Origin of the sequence: Variovorax ginsengisoli (genome assembly GCF_030486595.1) — a bacterium.
Taxonomy (GTDB): domain Bacteria; phylum Pseudomonadota; class Gammaproteobacteria; order Burkholderiales; family Burkholderiaceae_C; genus Variovorax; species Variovorax ginsengisoli_B.
This window is the reverse complement of record NZ_JAUJZH010000002.1, coordinates 410,668-426,208: the sequence shown is the minus strand read 5'-3', so window position 1 is coordinate 426,208 and position 15,541 is coordinate 410,668. Positions and strand designations below refer to the sequence as shown.

Below are 15,541 nucleotides of genomic sequence, written 5' to 3'. Positions count from 1 at the left end.
TCAGGACCCGCGCGCCGAGCCGAACACCAGGAAACGCGCCGTCAGGAAGTTGACCGCCAGCCCGGCGCAGCTGCCGAACGCCACGCCGAGCGCGGGGGCCAGCGGCCCGCCCAGCCAGTGCAAGGTCAGCACGTAGGCCCCGTAGTTGACCAGCGCGCCCCCCATCATCGTCAGCAGGTAGCGCAGGTACTCGCGCCCGATCGACGCGCCCGAATGCCTCCCGGCGAAGGTGAAGCGCCGGTTCAGCGCCCAGGTGACGGTGGCGGCAGCGAGGAACGACAGCACGCGCCCGCCATACCAGCCGAACGCCGGCGCCACCACGTAGAGCACGCCGAGGTCGACGACGAAGCCGATCGCGCCGACGACCGCGAACGACAGGAACTCCCGCCCGAGCTTCATGGCCGGCCGGCGGCGGAGCGGACGCCGGGAATCCCCAGGTAGCACAGCCGCTTGGCCTCGCGCCGGCCGATGGTCACGGTGTGCAGCACCACGCCGCAGACGAAGGACAACATCGCCATCAGCATCATCCCGGTGACCAGCACCGCGGTCGGCTGCCGCGGCACCAGCCCGGTGTTCAGGTAGGTGGACACCAGCGGCTCGGCGAGGATCAGCGACAGCAGCACCAGCAGGCCCGCGGCACTGGAGAAGAACTGCAGCGGCCGCTCGCTCACGAACAGCTTGCAGATGGTCTTGAGGATGCGCCAGCCGTCGCGGTAGGTCGACAGCTTGCTTTCGGAGCCTTCGGGCCGCGAGCGGTAGGGCATCGGGACCTCGGCGAAGGGCATCCGCAATTCGAGCGCATGGACTGTCAATTCGGTTTCGATCTCGAAGCCCCTGGACAATGCCGGGAAGGACTTGGCGTAGCGCCTCGAGAAGACGCGATAGCCCGACAGCATGTCGGTCATCCGGCCGTCGAAGAGGCTCGCCACCGCGCCGGTCAGCAAGGCGTTGCCGAAGCGGTGGCCGCGCCGGTAGGTCTGCATGTCGGCGCCGTCGTCGACCCGCGAGCCGACCACCATGTCGAGGTTGCCTTCGACCATCAGTTCGATCAGCCGCCGCACCTCGCCGACGTCGTAGGTGGCGTCGCCGTCGACCATCACGTAGACGTCGGCCTCGACGTCCGCGAACATCCGCCGCGCCACGTTGCCCTTGCCGCGCAGCGGGACGTGCGTCACGCGCGCGCCGGCGGCCCGGGCCACGGCCGCGGTGTCGTCGGTCGAGTTGTTGTCGAAGACGTGGATCTCGGCCTCGGGCAGGGACGCCTGAAACTCGCTCACCACCTGCGCGATGGCCAGCGCCTCGTTGAAGCACGGGATCACGGCGGCGATGCGCAGCGGGCTCGAGTCGAAACGTTCAGTCATTCTTGGCAGGCAGGATGCGGTAGGCCTTGGCACCGGCTTTTTCGTACATCAAGGCGAAATGGTCAAGGAAGCCGGGCTGGGCGGCGAGCGTCGGCGCGGCGCTGGCGCCGACCGCGATCGCCTCGAAGCCAAGGCCCCGCAGTTTGCGCGCGAATTCGGCCGGCGGCAGCACGATGAAGTCGGCATAGCGCCAGGGCCCGATCGCATCGCCCCAGACCGGGGCCGGCCCATAGTAGATCGCTTCGCTGAGCGCGATCTGGTAGACCCGCCCGGTCGCGTGTTCGCGCAGGTAGTTCATGACCGCATAGCCGGGCACGTGGGCGTCGAGGAAGGCGGCGCGCTCGGCCGGCGTGGTCGCGATCGCCGCCACGCTGCGCCGCGTCATGTAGAACGAGCCGCCGACGCCCACCAACAGCAGCAGCACGCCGAGCCAGCGGCCGGCGCGGTCGAGCAGGCCGCGCGCGTTCCACGCCGGCAGCGCGCGGCGCAGCCCGTCGGCCAGGCGGGCCAGCAATGCCTGCCAGCCGACCACCGACACCAGCGCGATCAGCGGCACCGAGGCGGCCAGGTAGCGCGGATAGCGCGAGGTCAGGGCCCAGACGCCCAGCGAGTAGAGGCTGAACACGGCCGCCGCGCGCACCGCCGGCGAGCGCTTCCATGCCAGCGCGAACGGCGCGAACAGCACGCCCCACAGGAAGCCGTTCGGCCACGCGGCATGGGCGCGCACGTCGTCGAACTGGTTCTTGTAGTCGGCCGCGTTCCAGTTGGTGAAGCCGAACAGGCGCGCGCCGATCGGATTGAACGGGTCGCCCGTCATGACCGCGTTGCGCGCATACCAGTAGATGCAGGGGACCAGGAAGCACACCAGCGCCAGCGCCCAGACCTTGAGCCGGCGCTCGCGCCGGACCACGAACACGGCCACCAGCGGCAGCACCGTCAGGGCCTGGTACTTGGAGCCCGCCGCGACGCCGAGGAAGAAGGCGGCCAGCGCCAGCCAGCGCGCGCCACGCGCCGGATCGTCGGACTCGCGCCACCACCACAGGGCGGTGCAGGCGGCGAGCACGAAGAGGGCGACGCTGATGTCGATCAGCGCGCTTTCGTAGTCGCCGATGCCGAGCCAGATCGCGGCCGCGGCCAGCCCGGTCAGCCGGCTCGCATGCTGCGCACCCAGCCGGTAGACCATCGCCACCGACAGCCAGCCCGCGAGGGCGCTCAGCAGGTGCGGCAGGACGTCGTCGCCGACCGCCAGCGCGCCGGCATGGATCAGGTTGTAGTTGTACGGAAACCAGGGATAGCGCAGCCACTCGTGGACGCCGAGCCGCCCGCTCTGCAGCACTTCGCGCGCATAGGGCAGGTGGTACATCAGCTCGTCGAACGCGGCCGGCGGCGCCAGCGGTTCGACCAGGGCCGGCAGCGCCGTCAGCACGAAGGCCACCAGCGCCAGCTTCTCGACGAAGCCGAAGGGCTCGGACGGCAGCCGCGGGCCGCGTTCGCGCCGCCAGGCCGGCCACTGCAGCACGGCCGCCAGCAGGCCGAGCGCCACCGTGCCGACGACGGCGCCGCGGCCGAACAGCCCGGCGATCGCGATCGCCTGGAAGACGCAGACATAGAGCCCGAGCCCGGCCGCGGCCGCCATCGCGGCTTCGAGCGCGGCGTCGCGTCGCCCTGGCGCGCCGATGCGCGCCAGCAGCGACCGCCCGACCCCCCAGCAGGCGACCGCGAAGACCGCCATCGCCGCATAGTGGGCGGCCCCGAACATCAGCTTTTGAATAGGAACTCCCGCTGGCCGGCGGTGCTCGCGACGGCGCTTCGTGTCACAGGTTCGGCGCCAGCAGGCGTTCGAGTTCGACCTCGCTCTGGTGGCGGCGCGCTGCCTGGTCCTGCAGCTGGTCGTGGCCGATCTTGCCGACGTTGAAGTAGGTCGAGTCGGGGTGGCTCAGGTAGAAGCCGCTGACGCTGGCGGCCGGCATCATCGCGAGGCTTTCGGTCACGCTCATGCCGATCTCGGCGCAGTTCAGCAGGTCGAACATCGGGCCCTTGACGCTGTGGTCGGGGCAGGCCGGGTAGCCGGGCGCGGGCCGGATGCCGCGGTACTTCTCGTCGATCATGTCGGCATTGCTGAGCGCCTCGTCGGGCGCGTAGCCCCACAGGTCGGTCCGCACACGGTGGTGCATCGCCTCGGCGAAGGCCTCGGCCAGCCGGTCGGCCAGCGACTTGAGCATGATCGCCGAGTAGTCGTCGAGGTCGTCGATGAAGTACTTCTCTTTCTTCTCGATGCCGATGCCCGCGGTGACCGCGAACATGCCCACGTAGTCCTTGAGCCCGCTCTCGCGCGGCGCCACGAAGTCCGCCAGGCAGCGGCTCGGCCGGGTCACGCCGTCGATCACCTGCTTCTCGGCCTGCTGGCGCATGCCCCACCAGGTGAGCGCGACCTCGCTGCGCGACTCGTCGGTGTAGAGCACGATGTCGTCGTCGCGCTCGGTGTTGGCGGGCCAGAAGCCGATCACGCCGCTGGCCGTGAGCCAGCGGCCTTCGATCAGGCGCTTGAGCATGCGCTGGCCGTCGGCGTAGACCCGCACCGCCTCGGTGCCGACCACCTCGTCCTTGAGGATGGCGGGGAACGGCCCGGCCAGGTCCCATGTCTGGAAGAAGGGGCCCCAGTCGATGTACTTGGCGAGTTCGGTCAGGTCGAAGTTCTTGAACACGCGCCGTCCGATGAACTTGGGCATCGGCGGTACATAGCCGGACCAGTCGACCGGCGTCTTGTTGGCGCGCGCCTTGGCCAGCGGCCACAGCGCCACCTGCTTCTTGTTGGCGTGCTGGTGGCGCACCTTGTCGTAGTCGGCATTGAGCTCGTCGATGTAGCTCGCCGCCTGGTCCGACAGCAGCGACTGGGCCACGCTCACGCTGCGCGAGGCATCGGGCACATAGACCACCGGGCCTTCGTAGTGCGGCGCGATCTTCACGGCCGTGTGGACCCGGCTGGTGGTGGCGCCGCCGATCATGAGCGGGATCTTCTTGATCCGGAAGTGCTCGTCCTTCTGCATCTCGCCGGCCACGTACTGCATCTCCTCGAGGCTGGGCGTGATCAGGCCCGAGAGGCCGACGATATCGGCGCCCTCGACCTTGGCGCGCGCCAGGATCTCGTGGCAGGGCACCATCACGCCCATGTTCACGACCTCGAAGTTGTTGCACTGGAGCACGACCGTGACGATGTTCTTGCCGATGTCGTGGACGTCGCCCTTGACCGTCGCGATGACGATCTTGCCCTTGGTGCGGACATCGCGGCCGGCGGCCTCGTCCTGGCGTTTTTCTTCCTCGATGTAGGGAATGAGGTGCGCCACCGCGGACTTCATCACGCGGGCCGACTTCACCACCTGCGGCAGGAACATCTTGCCCTGGCCGAACAGGTCGCCGACGATGTTCATGCCGGCCATCAGCGGGCCTTCGATCACATGCAGCGGACGCCCGCCGGTGGCCAGGATCTGCTGGTAGGCCTCTTCCGTGTCTTCCACGATGAAGTCGGTGATGCCGTGCACCATGGCGTGCGACAGGCGCTGGTTGACGTGCACCGGATGCTCGGGCGTGCCGCGCCATTCGAGCTTCTTGCTCTCGTCCTTGGCGCCGCTCTTGGCGGTCTCGGCGACTTCCACCAGGCGCTCGCCGGCATCGGGGCGGCGGTTCAGCACCACGTCCTCCACCCGCTCGCGCAGTTCGGGCTCGAGGTCGTCGTAGACGCCGACCATGCCGGCGTTGACGATGCCCATGTCCATGCCGGCCTTGATCGCGTGGTACAGGAACACGGTGTGGATGGCCTCGCGCACGGGGTCGTTGCCGCGGAAGCTGAAGCTCACGTTCGACACCCCGCCCGACACCTTGGCGCCGGGCAGGTTCTGCTTGATCCAGCGCACTGCGTTGATGAAGTCGACCGCGTAGTTGTTGTGCTCCTCGATGCCGGTGGCGATCGCGAAGATGTTCGGGTCGAAGATGATGTCCTCGGGCGGGAAGCCGATCTCGTCGACCAGGATGCGGTAGGCGCGCTCGCAGATCTCGATCTTGCGTTCGTAAGTGTCGGCCTGGCCCTTCTCGTCGAAGGCCATCACGACCGCTGCAGCGCCGTAGCGGCGCAGCAGCCGGGCCTGGTGGCGGAACTGGTCCTCGCCCTCTTTCATGCTGATCGAGTTGACGATGCCCTTGCCCTGGATGCAGCGCAGGCCGGCCTCGATGACTTCCCATTTCGAGCTGTCGACCATGATCGGCACCCGCGCGATGTCGGGCTCGCTCGCGATCAGGTTCAGGAAACGCACCATCGCGGCCTTGCTGTCGAGCATGGCCTCGTCCATGTTGATGTCGATGACCTGGGCACCGTTCTCGACCTGCTGGCGCGCCACCGCCAGCGCTTCCTCGAACTGGCCGTTCAGGATCATCCGCGCGAAGGCCTTGGAACCGGTGACGTTGGTGCGCTCGCCGATGTTGACGAACAGCGCGCCATCGCCGATCTGCACCGGCTCGAGGCCGGACAGCTTCATCGGGGGCGGGGTCTGGGACGCGGAAGAATCGATTGGCATGGGCTCACCTGTGGAAACGGGGTCAGGCGAGCGTCGTTGCACTCCAGTGCCTGGAAGCCCAAGCCTGACGCGGCCGGCCAGACGGCCGGCGGCGCTGCAACGCTCCTTGGGAGCCGCGGATTTTACGCTGGCTGCGCGGCACCGGCGGCCGATGCCGGCAAGCCGAAGATGGCGTCGAAGGCCCAGTTGAAGACGAAGGTGTAGACCAGGAAGAAAACCACCAGGCCGAGGTCCATCACCAGCGCATCCCAGAGACTGACGCCGAGCCACCAGGCGAACACCGGCACCAGGAAGGCAACCAGGCCGCCTTCGAAGCCGATCGCGTGGGCGATCCGGCGGCGCAGGCTGCGGCCGCGCACCGCCTGGCCGGACTCCCAGCGCTCGAACAGGGCGTTGAATGACAGGTTCCAGAGCACCGCGATGACCGAGGCGATGACCGCCAGCACCCCCGAATGTCCCAGTCCTTGGCCGGACATCAGCGCCAGGCCCGCGCTGGCCGCGACGATGGCGATGCCCTCGTAGAGGCTGATGTAGACGACGCGGCGCTTGAGCCCTTGCATGAAATCGATCCTGTGTTGGTTGGCGTTGGGATGGACTTTATGTTGGTTTATTTGATATAAAAAGTCATCTTCTTTCAGATTTGTTGATAGATCGGGTTCGGCATGGGTTTTTCCAGCGACAACGTGGCGGTGTTTCTCGCAGTGGTCGATCACGGCTCCTTCTCGGCGGCCGCGCGGGCGCTGGGCCGGGTGCCGTCGGCGGTCAGCATGGCGATCGCCAGTCTCGAAGCCGAGCTCGACCTCAGCCTGTTCGACCGCAGCGGCCGCGAGCCGCAGCCGACCGCGGCCGCGCGATCGCTGGAGCCGCAGGCGCGCCTGCTGGCGGCGCAACTCAAGCAACTTCAGGTCCAGGCGTTGGCGTTGACCCAGGGGCTGGAGAACCGGCTGACGCTGGCCATTGCGCCCGAGTTGCTGGCCGCGCCCTGGAGCGGGCCGCTGGCCGCTCTGGCGGCCGAATACCCGCTGCTGGAGGTCGAGGTGCTGGCGGCGCCGCAGGCCGATGCACTGGCGCTGCTGCACAGCGGCAGGGCCCAGCTGGCTTTGGTGTTCGAGCGCCCCAGCCTCGACGGCCGCGAGGGTTTCCAGGAAGTGGCCAACGACACCATGGTGGCCGTGATGGCGCCCGACCATCCGGTGCTGGCCGCGGCGGGGGGACGGTTGCGCGAAGAACACCTGACGACCACGCGGCAGATCGTGGTCGCCGGACGCGACCTCGCCACCAGCGACCCGCGTTTCGTCTTCGCGCGCCATGTCTGGCGCACCGACAACGCGCTGGCCGCACTGAGCCTGATCACCGCCGGCCTGGGCTGGGGCTGGCTGCCGCGCAACTTCGCGCGGCCGCACGTGGCCGCTGGCGCGCTGGTCGAGATTCCGTTCGAGAACCTGTCGAACGGGCTCGACCTGTGGGTCGATGTCGTGTGGTCGCGCGAGCGGCCGCTGGGCCTCGGGGCCCAGCGCTTCGTGGCACTGATCGCCCGCAAGAAGGACTGAGGAAGGCGCCGGCTAGCGGTCGCGGCCTCCGCCGCCTCCACCGCCTCCACCATGGCCGCCACCGTGGCCACCGCCTCCTCCGTGGCCGCCGCCACCACCACCTCCACCTCCGTGGCCCCCGCCATGGCCATTGCGACCGCCATCCCCGCCACCGCCATGGTCGCCACCGCGGCCGCCTCCGCGGCCGTGGTCACCCCCGCCCTGCCCCGGCGGCCGGCCGCCAGTCTGGAAACCGGGCGGACGCGCACCGGGCGGCGGGCGCCAGCCGGGTGATGGCGGCGGCCGGAAACCGGGTGATGGCGGCGGACCGAAGCCCGGCGCCGACGGCGGACGGAAGCCCGGCGGATGCGGCGCATAGCCCGGCCACGGATTGGGACGCCAGCCCGCCACCGGCGGCGGCGGGGGGCGCCAGCCCGGGCCCGGCGGCGGCGGCGGGCGGCCGCCCCACCAGCGCGGCTGGTTGTACCAGGGGCGGTCGCGGTAGTAGTTGGACCAGTAGCTGCCGATGGCGAAGGTCACCAGCGGCACGCCGATGATCGCGCCATAGGTCGCCAGCGGAACGCGCTGCTCCTGGTAGGCGTATTCGAGGCTGGCCGCATAGGACCAACCGCGAAGGCCGTCCGGCAGCACCACGTCGCACCAGCCGTAGCCGGCGGTGCAGCCCATCACCTGCAGCGACTGCCCGGGCCCCAAGGTGGCCACCAGCGGATAGCTGTCGCCAGGACCGGCACGCAGGTTGACCGGCCCGCGGGTGAATGCCTGCTGAGCCGAGGCGGCCAACGGCACCGCCAGGGCGATGGCGGCCAGGCCGAACCATCGCATTGCCTTGTTGTTCATGAAGAATTCCTTTGCGGTCCAGGGTAGAAGGGGCTGCAGCCCGATGTCAATCAGCCACGGCCTTCAAACGAGAACGCCACAGCGCGCGTCTTCGCGCACACGCGGAACGTCTGGAGACTTTCTTCATCCCGGCTTCACATGCGCCGGGCGCGGCGGCCTCAAGCGGCTTCGCTGTAGAAGGCCGCGCGATGCAGGCTGCGGCCGGCGAGCGGTGCCACCGCCTGGCCGATGGCCGCGATGTGCTCCGGCGTGGTGCCGCAGCAGCCGCCGACGATGTTGACCAGCCCCTCGGCTGCGAACTCGTGCAACAGGCGCGAGGTGACGTCGGGGGTCTCGTCGAAGCCGGTCTCGCTCATCGGGTTGGGCAGGCCGGCGTTGGGGTAGCAGCTGATGAAGGTGTCGTCGGCGACGCGTGCCAGCTCCTGGATGTAGGGCCGCATCAGCGCCGCGCCCAGCGCGCAGTTCAGGCCGATGGCCAGCGGCCGTGCATGGCGAACGCTGTGCCAGAAGGCGGTCACGGTCTGTCCGCTCAGGATCCGGCCCGAGGCGTCGGTCACGGTGCCGCTGATGATCAGCGGCAGCCGCTCGCCGCTGGCCTCGAAGTACTCGTCGATGGCGAACAGCGCCGCCTTGGCGTTCAGCGTGTCGAAGATGGTCTCGACCAGCAGCACGTCGGAGCCGCCTTCGACCAGGGCCTCGACCTGCTCGTAGTAGGAAGCCCGCAGTTCCTCGAAGCTGACGTTGCGCGCGCCGGGATCGTTGACGTCGGGGCTGATGCTGGCGGTCTTGGGCGTCGGGCCGAGGGCGCCGGCGACGAAGCGAGGCTTGTCGGGGGTGCTGAACTTGTCGCACGCGGCGCGCGCCAGCTTCGCGGACTCGAGGTTCATCTCGCGCGCCAGTTCGGCCATCTTGTAGTCCTCCTGCGCGATCCGGGTGGCGCCGAAGGTGTTGGTCTCGATCAGGTCGGCGCCGGCCGCGAGATAGCCCTCGTGGATGTCGCGGATGACATCGGGCCGGGTCAGCGAGAGCAGCTCGTTGTTGCCCTTGACGTCGCGCGGGAAGTCCTTGAAGCGCTCGCCGCGGTACTGCGCCTCGGTCAGCTTGAAGCGCTGGATCATGGTGCCCATCGCGCCATCGAGGATGGCGATGCGTTGGGCCAGGATGGCGGGAAGTTGCTGGGCGCGGGTGTAGACGACGGGCTTCATGACCCGATTGTAGGAAGCGCCGCCGCGCCCGCCGCGGCGGCGGGTCTTGTCAAGCCGGCGCGCTGGCGATCTCCGCCAGCGCGCCGAGGAAGCGCGCGTTCTCTTCCGGCGTGCCGATCGACACCCGGATGAAGCTCTCGAAACCGGGCTCCTTCCATGGCTTGACGATGATGCCGCGCGCCAGCAGCGCTTCATTGACCGGGCCGTTCGGACGCGCCAGGTCGATGAACAGGAAATTGGCCGCCGAAGGCGCGACACGCAGCGCCGGCCAGGCCATCGCACGCAGCGCCTCCGCCATCGCGTCGCGCCGGCGCACCGTTTCGGCCACCGCATGGACCATGTGGGCCTCGTCGCCCCACGCCGCCAGTGCGGCCGCCTGGGCCGCCAGGTTGACGTTGAAGGGCGTGCGCACCCGGTCCAGCAACTGGACCAGCGCGGCATCCGACGCGATGCCGTAGCCGACCCGCAGGCCCGCCAGCCCCCAGGCTTTGGAAAACGTGCGCAGCACGATCCAGGGCCGCTGCTGCGCGCGCAGCGCGGCCAGCGCATCGGGAAAGCCGGGCGCGGTCCGCGCGTATTCGTAGTACGCCTCGTCGAGCACCAGCAGCGTGGCCGGCGGCATGGCGGCGAGCAGCCGGGCGAACTCGTCGGCATCGAACATGCAGCCCACCGGGTTCGACGGGTTCGCCAGCATCACCAGCTTCGGCCCGTGCGCCAGGGCCTCGCACCAGGCGTCGATGTCGAAGCCGAGCGCGGGCGTCAGCGCCAGCGCTTCGACCTGCGCGCCCATCATGCGCGGGTAGATCTCGTGCAGGCCGAAGGCGGGCCGCTGCGTCAGCACCCGGTCGCCGGGCGACAGGAAGGCCTGGCACAGCATCTGGAGGATGTCCTCGGAGCCATTGCCGATCACCACCTCCTCGGGCCGGGCGCCGCTGCGCTGCGCGATCGCGGCGCGCAGCGCGCTGCAGTTCGCATCGGGATAGGTGCCGACCTGCAGCGCCAGGTCGACCAGCGCGCGCGCCACCGCGGGACTGGCGCCGAAGGGATTCTCGTTGCTGGCGAGCCGCGCGATCTCGCTGACGCCGTAGCGCGCGCGCACCGCCTGTGACGACAGGCCGGCGTTGTAGGCGGGGAGCGCAGGCACCTCGGGGCGTGCGAGTGCGTGGATGGCGGACATGTTCATTGGTCGAATACCTTGCCGGGGTTGAGGAGGTCGAGCGGATCGAGCGCGCGCTTGATCGCGCGCATGGCGGCCATTTCGGCCGGCGTACGGCTGGCATGCAGATAGGGCTTCTTGTGCAGGCCGATGCCGTGCTCCGCCGAGACACTGCCGCCGAAAGCCGCCACCTGGTCGTAGACGACGCGCTCGATGCCGGCCTCGTCGCCGCCGATCGAGCGGCCGTCGGTCGTGATGTGCAGGTTGCTGTCGCCGACATGGCCGAAGAAGATCGAGTGGTGGCCCGGCCAGCGGGCATCGAAGGCGCTGCGGCAGGCCGCGGCGAAGCGGCCGATCCCGGCCATCGGCAGGCTGACGTCGAAGTTGATCGGCGGCTGCATGTGGACCGGCAGCTCGGCCGTGGCTTCGCGGATCTTCCAGAAGGCGAGCGCCTGGGCCCGCGACTGCGCGATCGCCGCATCGACCGCTTGCCCGGCCTCCATCGCCTCGGCCAGCAGCGCTTCGAGCGCCTCGCCGAGCGCGGCCTCGTCGCTGCCGGTCAGCTCGACCAGCGCCGCGAAGGGATGCGGCGCGTCGAAGGGCTCTCGCAGGCCTTGCCAGACCAGCGAGGTCTCGATGAAGTCGCGCCACATCAGCTCGAAGGCCGCCACGGCACCCGGGAAGCGCGACTGCAGGCGCCCGAGCAAGGCCAGCGAGGCATCGAAATCGGCCAGTGCCACCAGCGCGGTAGCGCGGGCGCGAGGTGCCGGATGCAGCCGCAGCACCGCGCGCGTGATGACCCCGAGCGTGCCTTCGGCGCCGATGAAGAACTGCTTGAGGTCGTAGCCCGTGTTGTTCTTCAGCATCGGCCGCAGCATCGGCAGCACGCTGCCGTCGGCCAGCACCACTTCGAGGCCCAGCGTCTGCTCGCGCATCATGCCGAACTGCAGCACGCCGTTGCCGCCCGCGTTGGTCGAGAGGTTGCCGCCGATCTGGCAGGACCCGCGCGCGCCGAGATCGACGCCGAACTGCAGCCCGTGCGCGGCCGCCGCCTCCTGGACCGCCTGCAGCGTGGCGCCGGCCTGCACGGTGATCGTGGCGGCCGCGAGGTCGACCGATTCGATGGCGTTCATCCGATCTAGCGAGAGCGCGATCGCATCCGCGCGCGGCACCGCCGCCCCGGCCAGTCCCGTGAGTCCGCCCTGCGGCACCACCGCCACCCGGTGGTCGCCGCAGACCCGCAGCACCGCAGCCACCTCCTCGGTGCTGCGCGGCCGCACCAGCGCCAGCGGCACCACCGGCGGCGCACCGCTCCAGTCGGTGTGGTGGCGCGCGGCGATCGCTTCGCCGGTCTGCACGAGGCCGGCGCCGATCGCACGTTCGAGGGCGGCGAGGAATTCCATGCCGTTCAGTCGTGCTTGCGCTCGACGAAGTCCAGCACGGCTTCGAGCATGCGCCGCACGTGCGGCTGGACGCGCTGCGCCACCTCGGGCTGGTAGTCGAAGGGCAAGGCTTCCTGCATGTAGCTGCACTGCGTCATCTCGAGCTGCACCGCATGCACGCCCTGCGCCGGCTGGCCGTGATGGCGCGTGATATAGCCGCCCGTGAAGCGGCCGTTGAGCACCGAGCTGAAGCCGTTCGCCTCGCCGGCGATCTGCTTCAGCCGCTGCGCCAGCGCCGGATCGCAGCTCGCGCCGTTGGCGGTGCCGAGGTTCAGGTCGGGCAGCCTGCCCTCGAAGAAGCGCGGCAGCACCGAGCGGATCGAGTGCGCGTCCCAGAGCGCGGCGATGCCGTGCTGCGCCTTGAGGCGCGCCAGTTCGTCCGCAAGCTGGCGGTGGTAGGGCTGCCAGATGGCTTCCCGGCGTTCGGCGACCTCGGCCTCGTCGGGCACATCGCCGGCGGCGTAGATCGGCGTGTCGTCGAAGGTGTCGACCGGGCACAGGCCGGTGACGCTCTGGCCCGGATAGAGGCTGGCGCCATCGGGCGGACGGTTCAGGTCGACCACGTAGCGCGAGTGCGTGGCGACCAGCACCGAGGCGCCGAGTTCGTCCGCGAAGTCATAGAGGCGTTCGAGATGCCAGTCGGTGTCGGGCACCTGGCGGGCTTCGTCGGTGAGGCGCGCCGCAAGCTGCGGCGGCACGTGGGTGCCGACATGCGGCATCGAGATCAGCAAGGGGCGCTTGCCGGCGCGGAAGCGGAATGGCGGCTCGGTGGTGATGAAGCGCATGGGTCTCAATCCTTCAGAAGTTGGCTGCGCGCGGCGACGAAACCGGCCGCGGCATGGTCGTGCAGTGCATGCCGGCCGGCGGCGACGCGCGGCTGGCCGGCGACCCACACCGCATCGATCGCCGACGTGCGGTGGCTCGCGAAGACATGCGCCGAGAGCATGTCGGGCGCGTCGAGCCCTTGCAGTGCGAGGTGTGCGGCGTCGAGGACGACGAAGTCGGCCTGCTGGCCCGGCGCCAGGCCGCAGACCGCGCGGCCCGCGGCCTGCGCGCCGCCGTGCAAGGCGGCCAGCGTGAGCGCGGTCGCGACCTGCGGGTGCGCCGCATCGGCGCCGACATTGCGCTGGCGAGTGGCCAGGCGCTGGCTGTATTCGAGCAGCAGCAGCTCTTCGGCCGCGTTGACGCATGCATGGCTGTCCGAGCCCACGCCCCAGGCGCCGCCATGGCCGCGCCAGGCCGCGAAGTCGAAGATGCCGTCGCCGAGGTTGGCCTCGGTCGTGGGACAGAGGCCGGCGACCGCGCCGCGCGTGGCCGCGCGCTGGTACTCCTGCGCGTCCATGTGCGTGGCATGCACCAGGCACCAGCGCGCATCGACCGGCGCATGGTCGAGCAGCCAGGCGACCGGCCGCTGGCCGCTCCAGGCGACGCAGTCGTCGACCTCCTGCGTCTGCTCCGCGATGTGGATGTGGATCGGCGCGCTGGCATCGAGCGCATCGAGGCCGGCGAGCGCATCGCGCAGGGCATCGGGAGGCACCGCGCGCAGCGAATGCGGCGCCAGGCCCAGGCGCGCGCCCTGCGCATCGCAGGTCGGCTTCAGCGCGTCGAGCAGGCGCAGCATCGACTCGGTCGAGCGGATGAAGCGGCGCTGGCCCGGGTTCGGCGGCGTGCCGCCGAAGCCGCTGGTCTGGTAGAGCACCGGCAGCAGCGTGAAGCCGATGCCGGTGCGCTGAGCGGCGCGCAGCAGCGCCAGGCTCAGCGTGGCGTCGTCGGCATAGGGGCGGCCGTCGCCGTCATGGTGCACGTACTGGAACTCGCAGACGCTGGTGTAGCCGGCTTCGAGCATCTCGGCATAGAGCCAGGTCGCGACAGCTTCCATCTGCTCGGGGCCGAGGCGCGCGGCGAAGCGGTACATCAGCGTGCGCCAGCTCCAGAAGCTGTCCTGCTGCTCGGCGCGGTGCTCGGTGAGCCCTGCGAAAGCGCGCTGGAAGGCGTGCGAATGCAGGTTCGGCATGCCCGGGATCAAGGGGCCGCGCACGGCGGGTGCAGCGGACGGCCGGGGCGCATCGGATTGCACCTGCGTCAGCCGGCCGGCGTCGTCCCATGCCAGCAGCACGTTCTTCGCCCATCCGGTCGGCAGCAGCGCATCGGCCGCGAACAGGGTGCGCGTGGTCATGCGGCCGCTCCCGCCGCGATGCGGCCCTGGCGCACCACGGTGCGCAGCGGCCGCTGGCCGAACCAGTACGCGAGCTCGGCCGCGTCCCGGACGTTCCACAGCACGAAGTTGGCCGGCTGGCCGACATGCAAGGCGCCGTGCGTGTGCTGCAGGCCCAGCGCGCGCGCCGCATGGCGGGTCACGCCGGCCAGCGCCTCGGGCACCGTGAGGCGGAACAGGGTGCAGGCCATGTTGGCCATCAGCAGCAGGCTCAGCGCCGGCGAGGTGCCAGGGTTGTGGTCGGTCGACACGGCCATCGGCACGCCGGCGGCGCGCAGCGCGGCTATCGGCGGCAGGTGCGTGTCGCGCAGCGTGTAGTAGGCGCCGGGCAGCAGCACGGCCACCGTGCCGGCCGCGCGCATCGCTTCGATGCCTTCGGCCGACAGGTGCTCGATGTGGTCGCAGGACAGCGCGCCGTAGTGCGCCGCCAGCGCGGCGCCGCCCATGTCCGACAGCTGCTCGGCATGCAGCTTGACCGGCAGACCGAGCGCCTGCGCAGCCTGGAACACGCGCTCGGTCTCGGCCAGCGAGAACGCGATGCGTTCGCAGAAGACGTCGACCGCATCGACCAGTCCCTCGGCGGCCAGTGCCGGCAGCATCTCGCTGCAGACCAGGTCGATGTAGTCACCGCTGCGGCCCGCGTATTCGGGCGGCAGCGCATGGGCGCCGAGGAAGGTCGTGCGCACCGTCACGCCATAGGCCTCGCCGAGCCGCCGTGCGACACGCAATTGCTTGCGTTCGTGGTCGAGCGCGAGGCCGTAGCCCGACTTGATCTCGATCGCGCAGACGCCGTCGGCCAGCAGTTGCTCGAGCCGCGCCGCGGCCTGAACGAACAGCGTGTCTTCATCGGCCTCGCGCGTGGCACGCACCGACGACACGATGCCGCCGCCGGCCTTCGCGACCTCTTCGTACGTCGCACCGGCCAGGCGCATCGCGAACTCGTTGGCGCGCTGGCCGCCGTAGACCAGGTGCGTGTGGCAGTCCACCAGGCCCGGCGTGACGAGCGCGCCGCCGCCATCAAAGCGCGGCAGGCCGGCGTGCATCGCGGGCAGCGACGCACGCTCGCCGATCCATTCGATCTTGCCGCCGAGGACGACGATCGCCGCATCGGCGACGGCGTCCCGGTCGTCGGCCAGCGCGCCGGGCGCGAGCCGCAGGTGCTGCCAGACGCCGTCGGCGGAAGGAGGCGCGGAATGAGTCATGGTGT

General features: G+C 70.1%; 13 protein-coding genes and 1 riboswitch. Of the genes, 1 reads left to right on the top strand and 12 read right to left on the bottom strand.

What is annotated here, in order from left to right; genetic code table 11:
• The 5 genes from QZH52_RS04555 to QZH52_RS04535 all read right to left on the bottom strand — a co-directional run bounded on the left by QZH52_RS04555 (position 1) and on the right by QZH52_RS04535 (position 6,489).
• Complete coding sequence (locus tag QZH52_RS04555) at positions 1–399, bottom strand: GtrA family protein (protein ID WP_301804527.1); 399 nt, start codon at positions 397–399, stop codon at positions 1–3.
• On the bottom strand, positions 396–1,361 hold the full coding sequence (locus tag QZH52_RS04550; protein WP_301804522.1) for a glycosyltransferase family 2 protein: 966 nt from the start codon (positions 1,359–1,361) through the stop codon (positions 396–398). The genes QZH52_RS04555 and QZH52_RS04550 overlap by 4 nt, the downstream gene beginning before the upstream one ends.
• Positions 1,354–3,120 (bottom strand): phospholipid carrier-dependent glycosyltransferase, encoded by a 1,767-nt coding sequence (locus QZH52_RS04545; protein ID WP_301804518.1) that lies wholly within the window; start codon positions 3,118–3,120, stop codon positions 1,354–1,356. The genes QZH52_RS04550 and QZH52_RS04545 overlap by 8 nt, the downstream gene beginning before the upstream one ends.
• A gap of 55 nt (positions 3,121–3,175) precedes the next feature.
• Positions 3,176–5,929, bottom strand: a complete 2,754-nt coding sequence (gene metH, locus QZH52_RS04540; RefSeq protein WP_301804515.1) for a methionine synthase — start codon at positions 5,927–5,929, stop codon at positions 3,176–3,178.
• A 21-nt stretch (positions 5,930–5,950) separates the two neighbouring features.
• Positions 5,951–6,043, bottom strand: a riboswitch (S-adenosyl-L-homocysteine riboswitch).
• Positions 6,044–6,051: 8 nt separating this feature from the next.
• Positions 6,052–6,489: a PACE efflux transporter gene (locus tag QZH52_RS04535; RefSeq protein ID WP_301804512.1), complete on the bottom strand. Its 438-nt coding sequence runs from the start codon at positions 6,487–6,489 to the stop codon at positions 6,052–6,054.
• A gap of 102 nt (positions 6,490–6,591) precedes the next feature.
• Here QZH52_RS04535 and QZH52_RS04530 point away from each other — a divergent pair, with 102 nt between their 5' ends.
• Complete coding sequence (locus QZH52_RS04530) at positions 6,592–7,479, top strand: LysR family transcriptional regulator (protein ID WP_301804509.1); 888 nt, start codon at positions 6,592–6,594, stop codon at positions 7,477–7,479.
• Between the two features lie 12 nt (positions 7,480–7,491).
• Here the strand turns inward: QZH52_RS04530 and QZH52_RS04525 are convergent, their stop codons facing one another.
• From QZH52_RS04525 to hutI, 7 genes are all read right to left on the bottom strand, one after another.
• The gene (locus tag QZH52_RS04525; RefSeq protein WP_301804507.1) at positions 7,492–8,316 is read right to left on the bottom strand and encodes an SH3 domain-containing protein; all 825 of its coding nucleotides are present in this window, start codon (positions 8,314–8,316) and stop codon (positions 7,492–7,494) included.
• A 158-nt stretch (positions 8,317–8,474) separates the two neighbouring features.
• Positions 8,475–9,521, bottom strand: a complete 1,047-nt coding sequence (locus QZH52_RS04520; RefSeq protein ID WP_286535206.1) for a homocysteine S-methyltransferase family protein — start codon at positions 9,519–9,521, stop codon at positions 8,475–8,477.
• A 49-nt stretch (positions 9,522–9,570) separates the two neighbouring features.
• The gene (locus tag QZH52_RS04515) at positions 9,571–10,704 is read right to left on the bottom strand and encodes a histidinol-phosphate transaminase (protein WP_301804502.1); all 1,134 of its coding nucleotides are present in this window, start codon (positions 10,702–10,704) and stop codon (positions 9,571–9,573) included.
• Positions 10,701–12,080: an FAD-binding oxidoreductase gene (locus QZH52_RS04510; RefSeq protein WP_301804499.1), complete on the bottom strand. Its 1,380-nt coding sequence runs from the start codon at positions 12,078–12,080 to the stop codon at positions 10,701–10,703. Before QZH52_RS04510 ends, QZH52_RS04515 begins: the two co-directional genes overlap by 4 nt.
• Positions 12,081–12,085: 5 nt before the next feature.
• A complete protein-coding gene (gene hutG, locus QZH52_RS04505; RefSeq protein ID WP_301804496.1) occupies positions 12,086–12,904 on the bottom strand; it encodes an N-formylglutamate deformylase in 819 nt (272 codons plus the stop codon).
• 5 nt (positions 12,905–12,909) lie between these two features.
• Positions 12,910–14,295 (bottom strand): formimidoylglutamate deiminase, encoded by a 1,386-nt coding sequence (locus QZH52_RS04500; protein WP_301804494.1) that lies wholly within the window; start codon positions 14,293–14,295, stop codon positions 12,910–12,912.
• The gene (gene hutI, locus QZH52_RS04495; RefSeq protein WP_301804490.1) at positions 14,292–15,536 is read right to left on the bottom strand and encodes an imidazolonepropionase; all 1,245 of its coding nucleotides are present in this window, start codon (positions 15,534–15,536) and stop codon (positions 14,292–14,294) included. The genes QZH52_RS04500 and hutI overlap by 4 nt, the downstream gene beginning before the upstream one ends.
• Positions 15,537–15,541 lie beyond the last annotated feature (5 nt).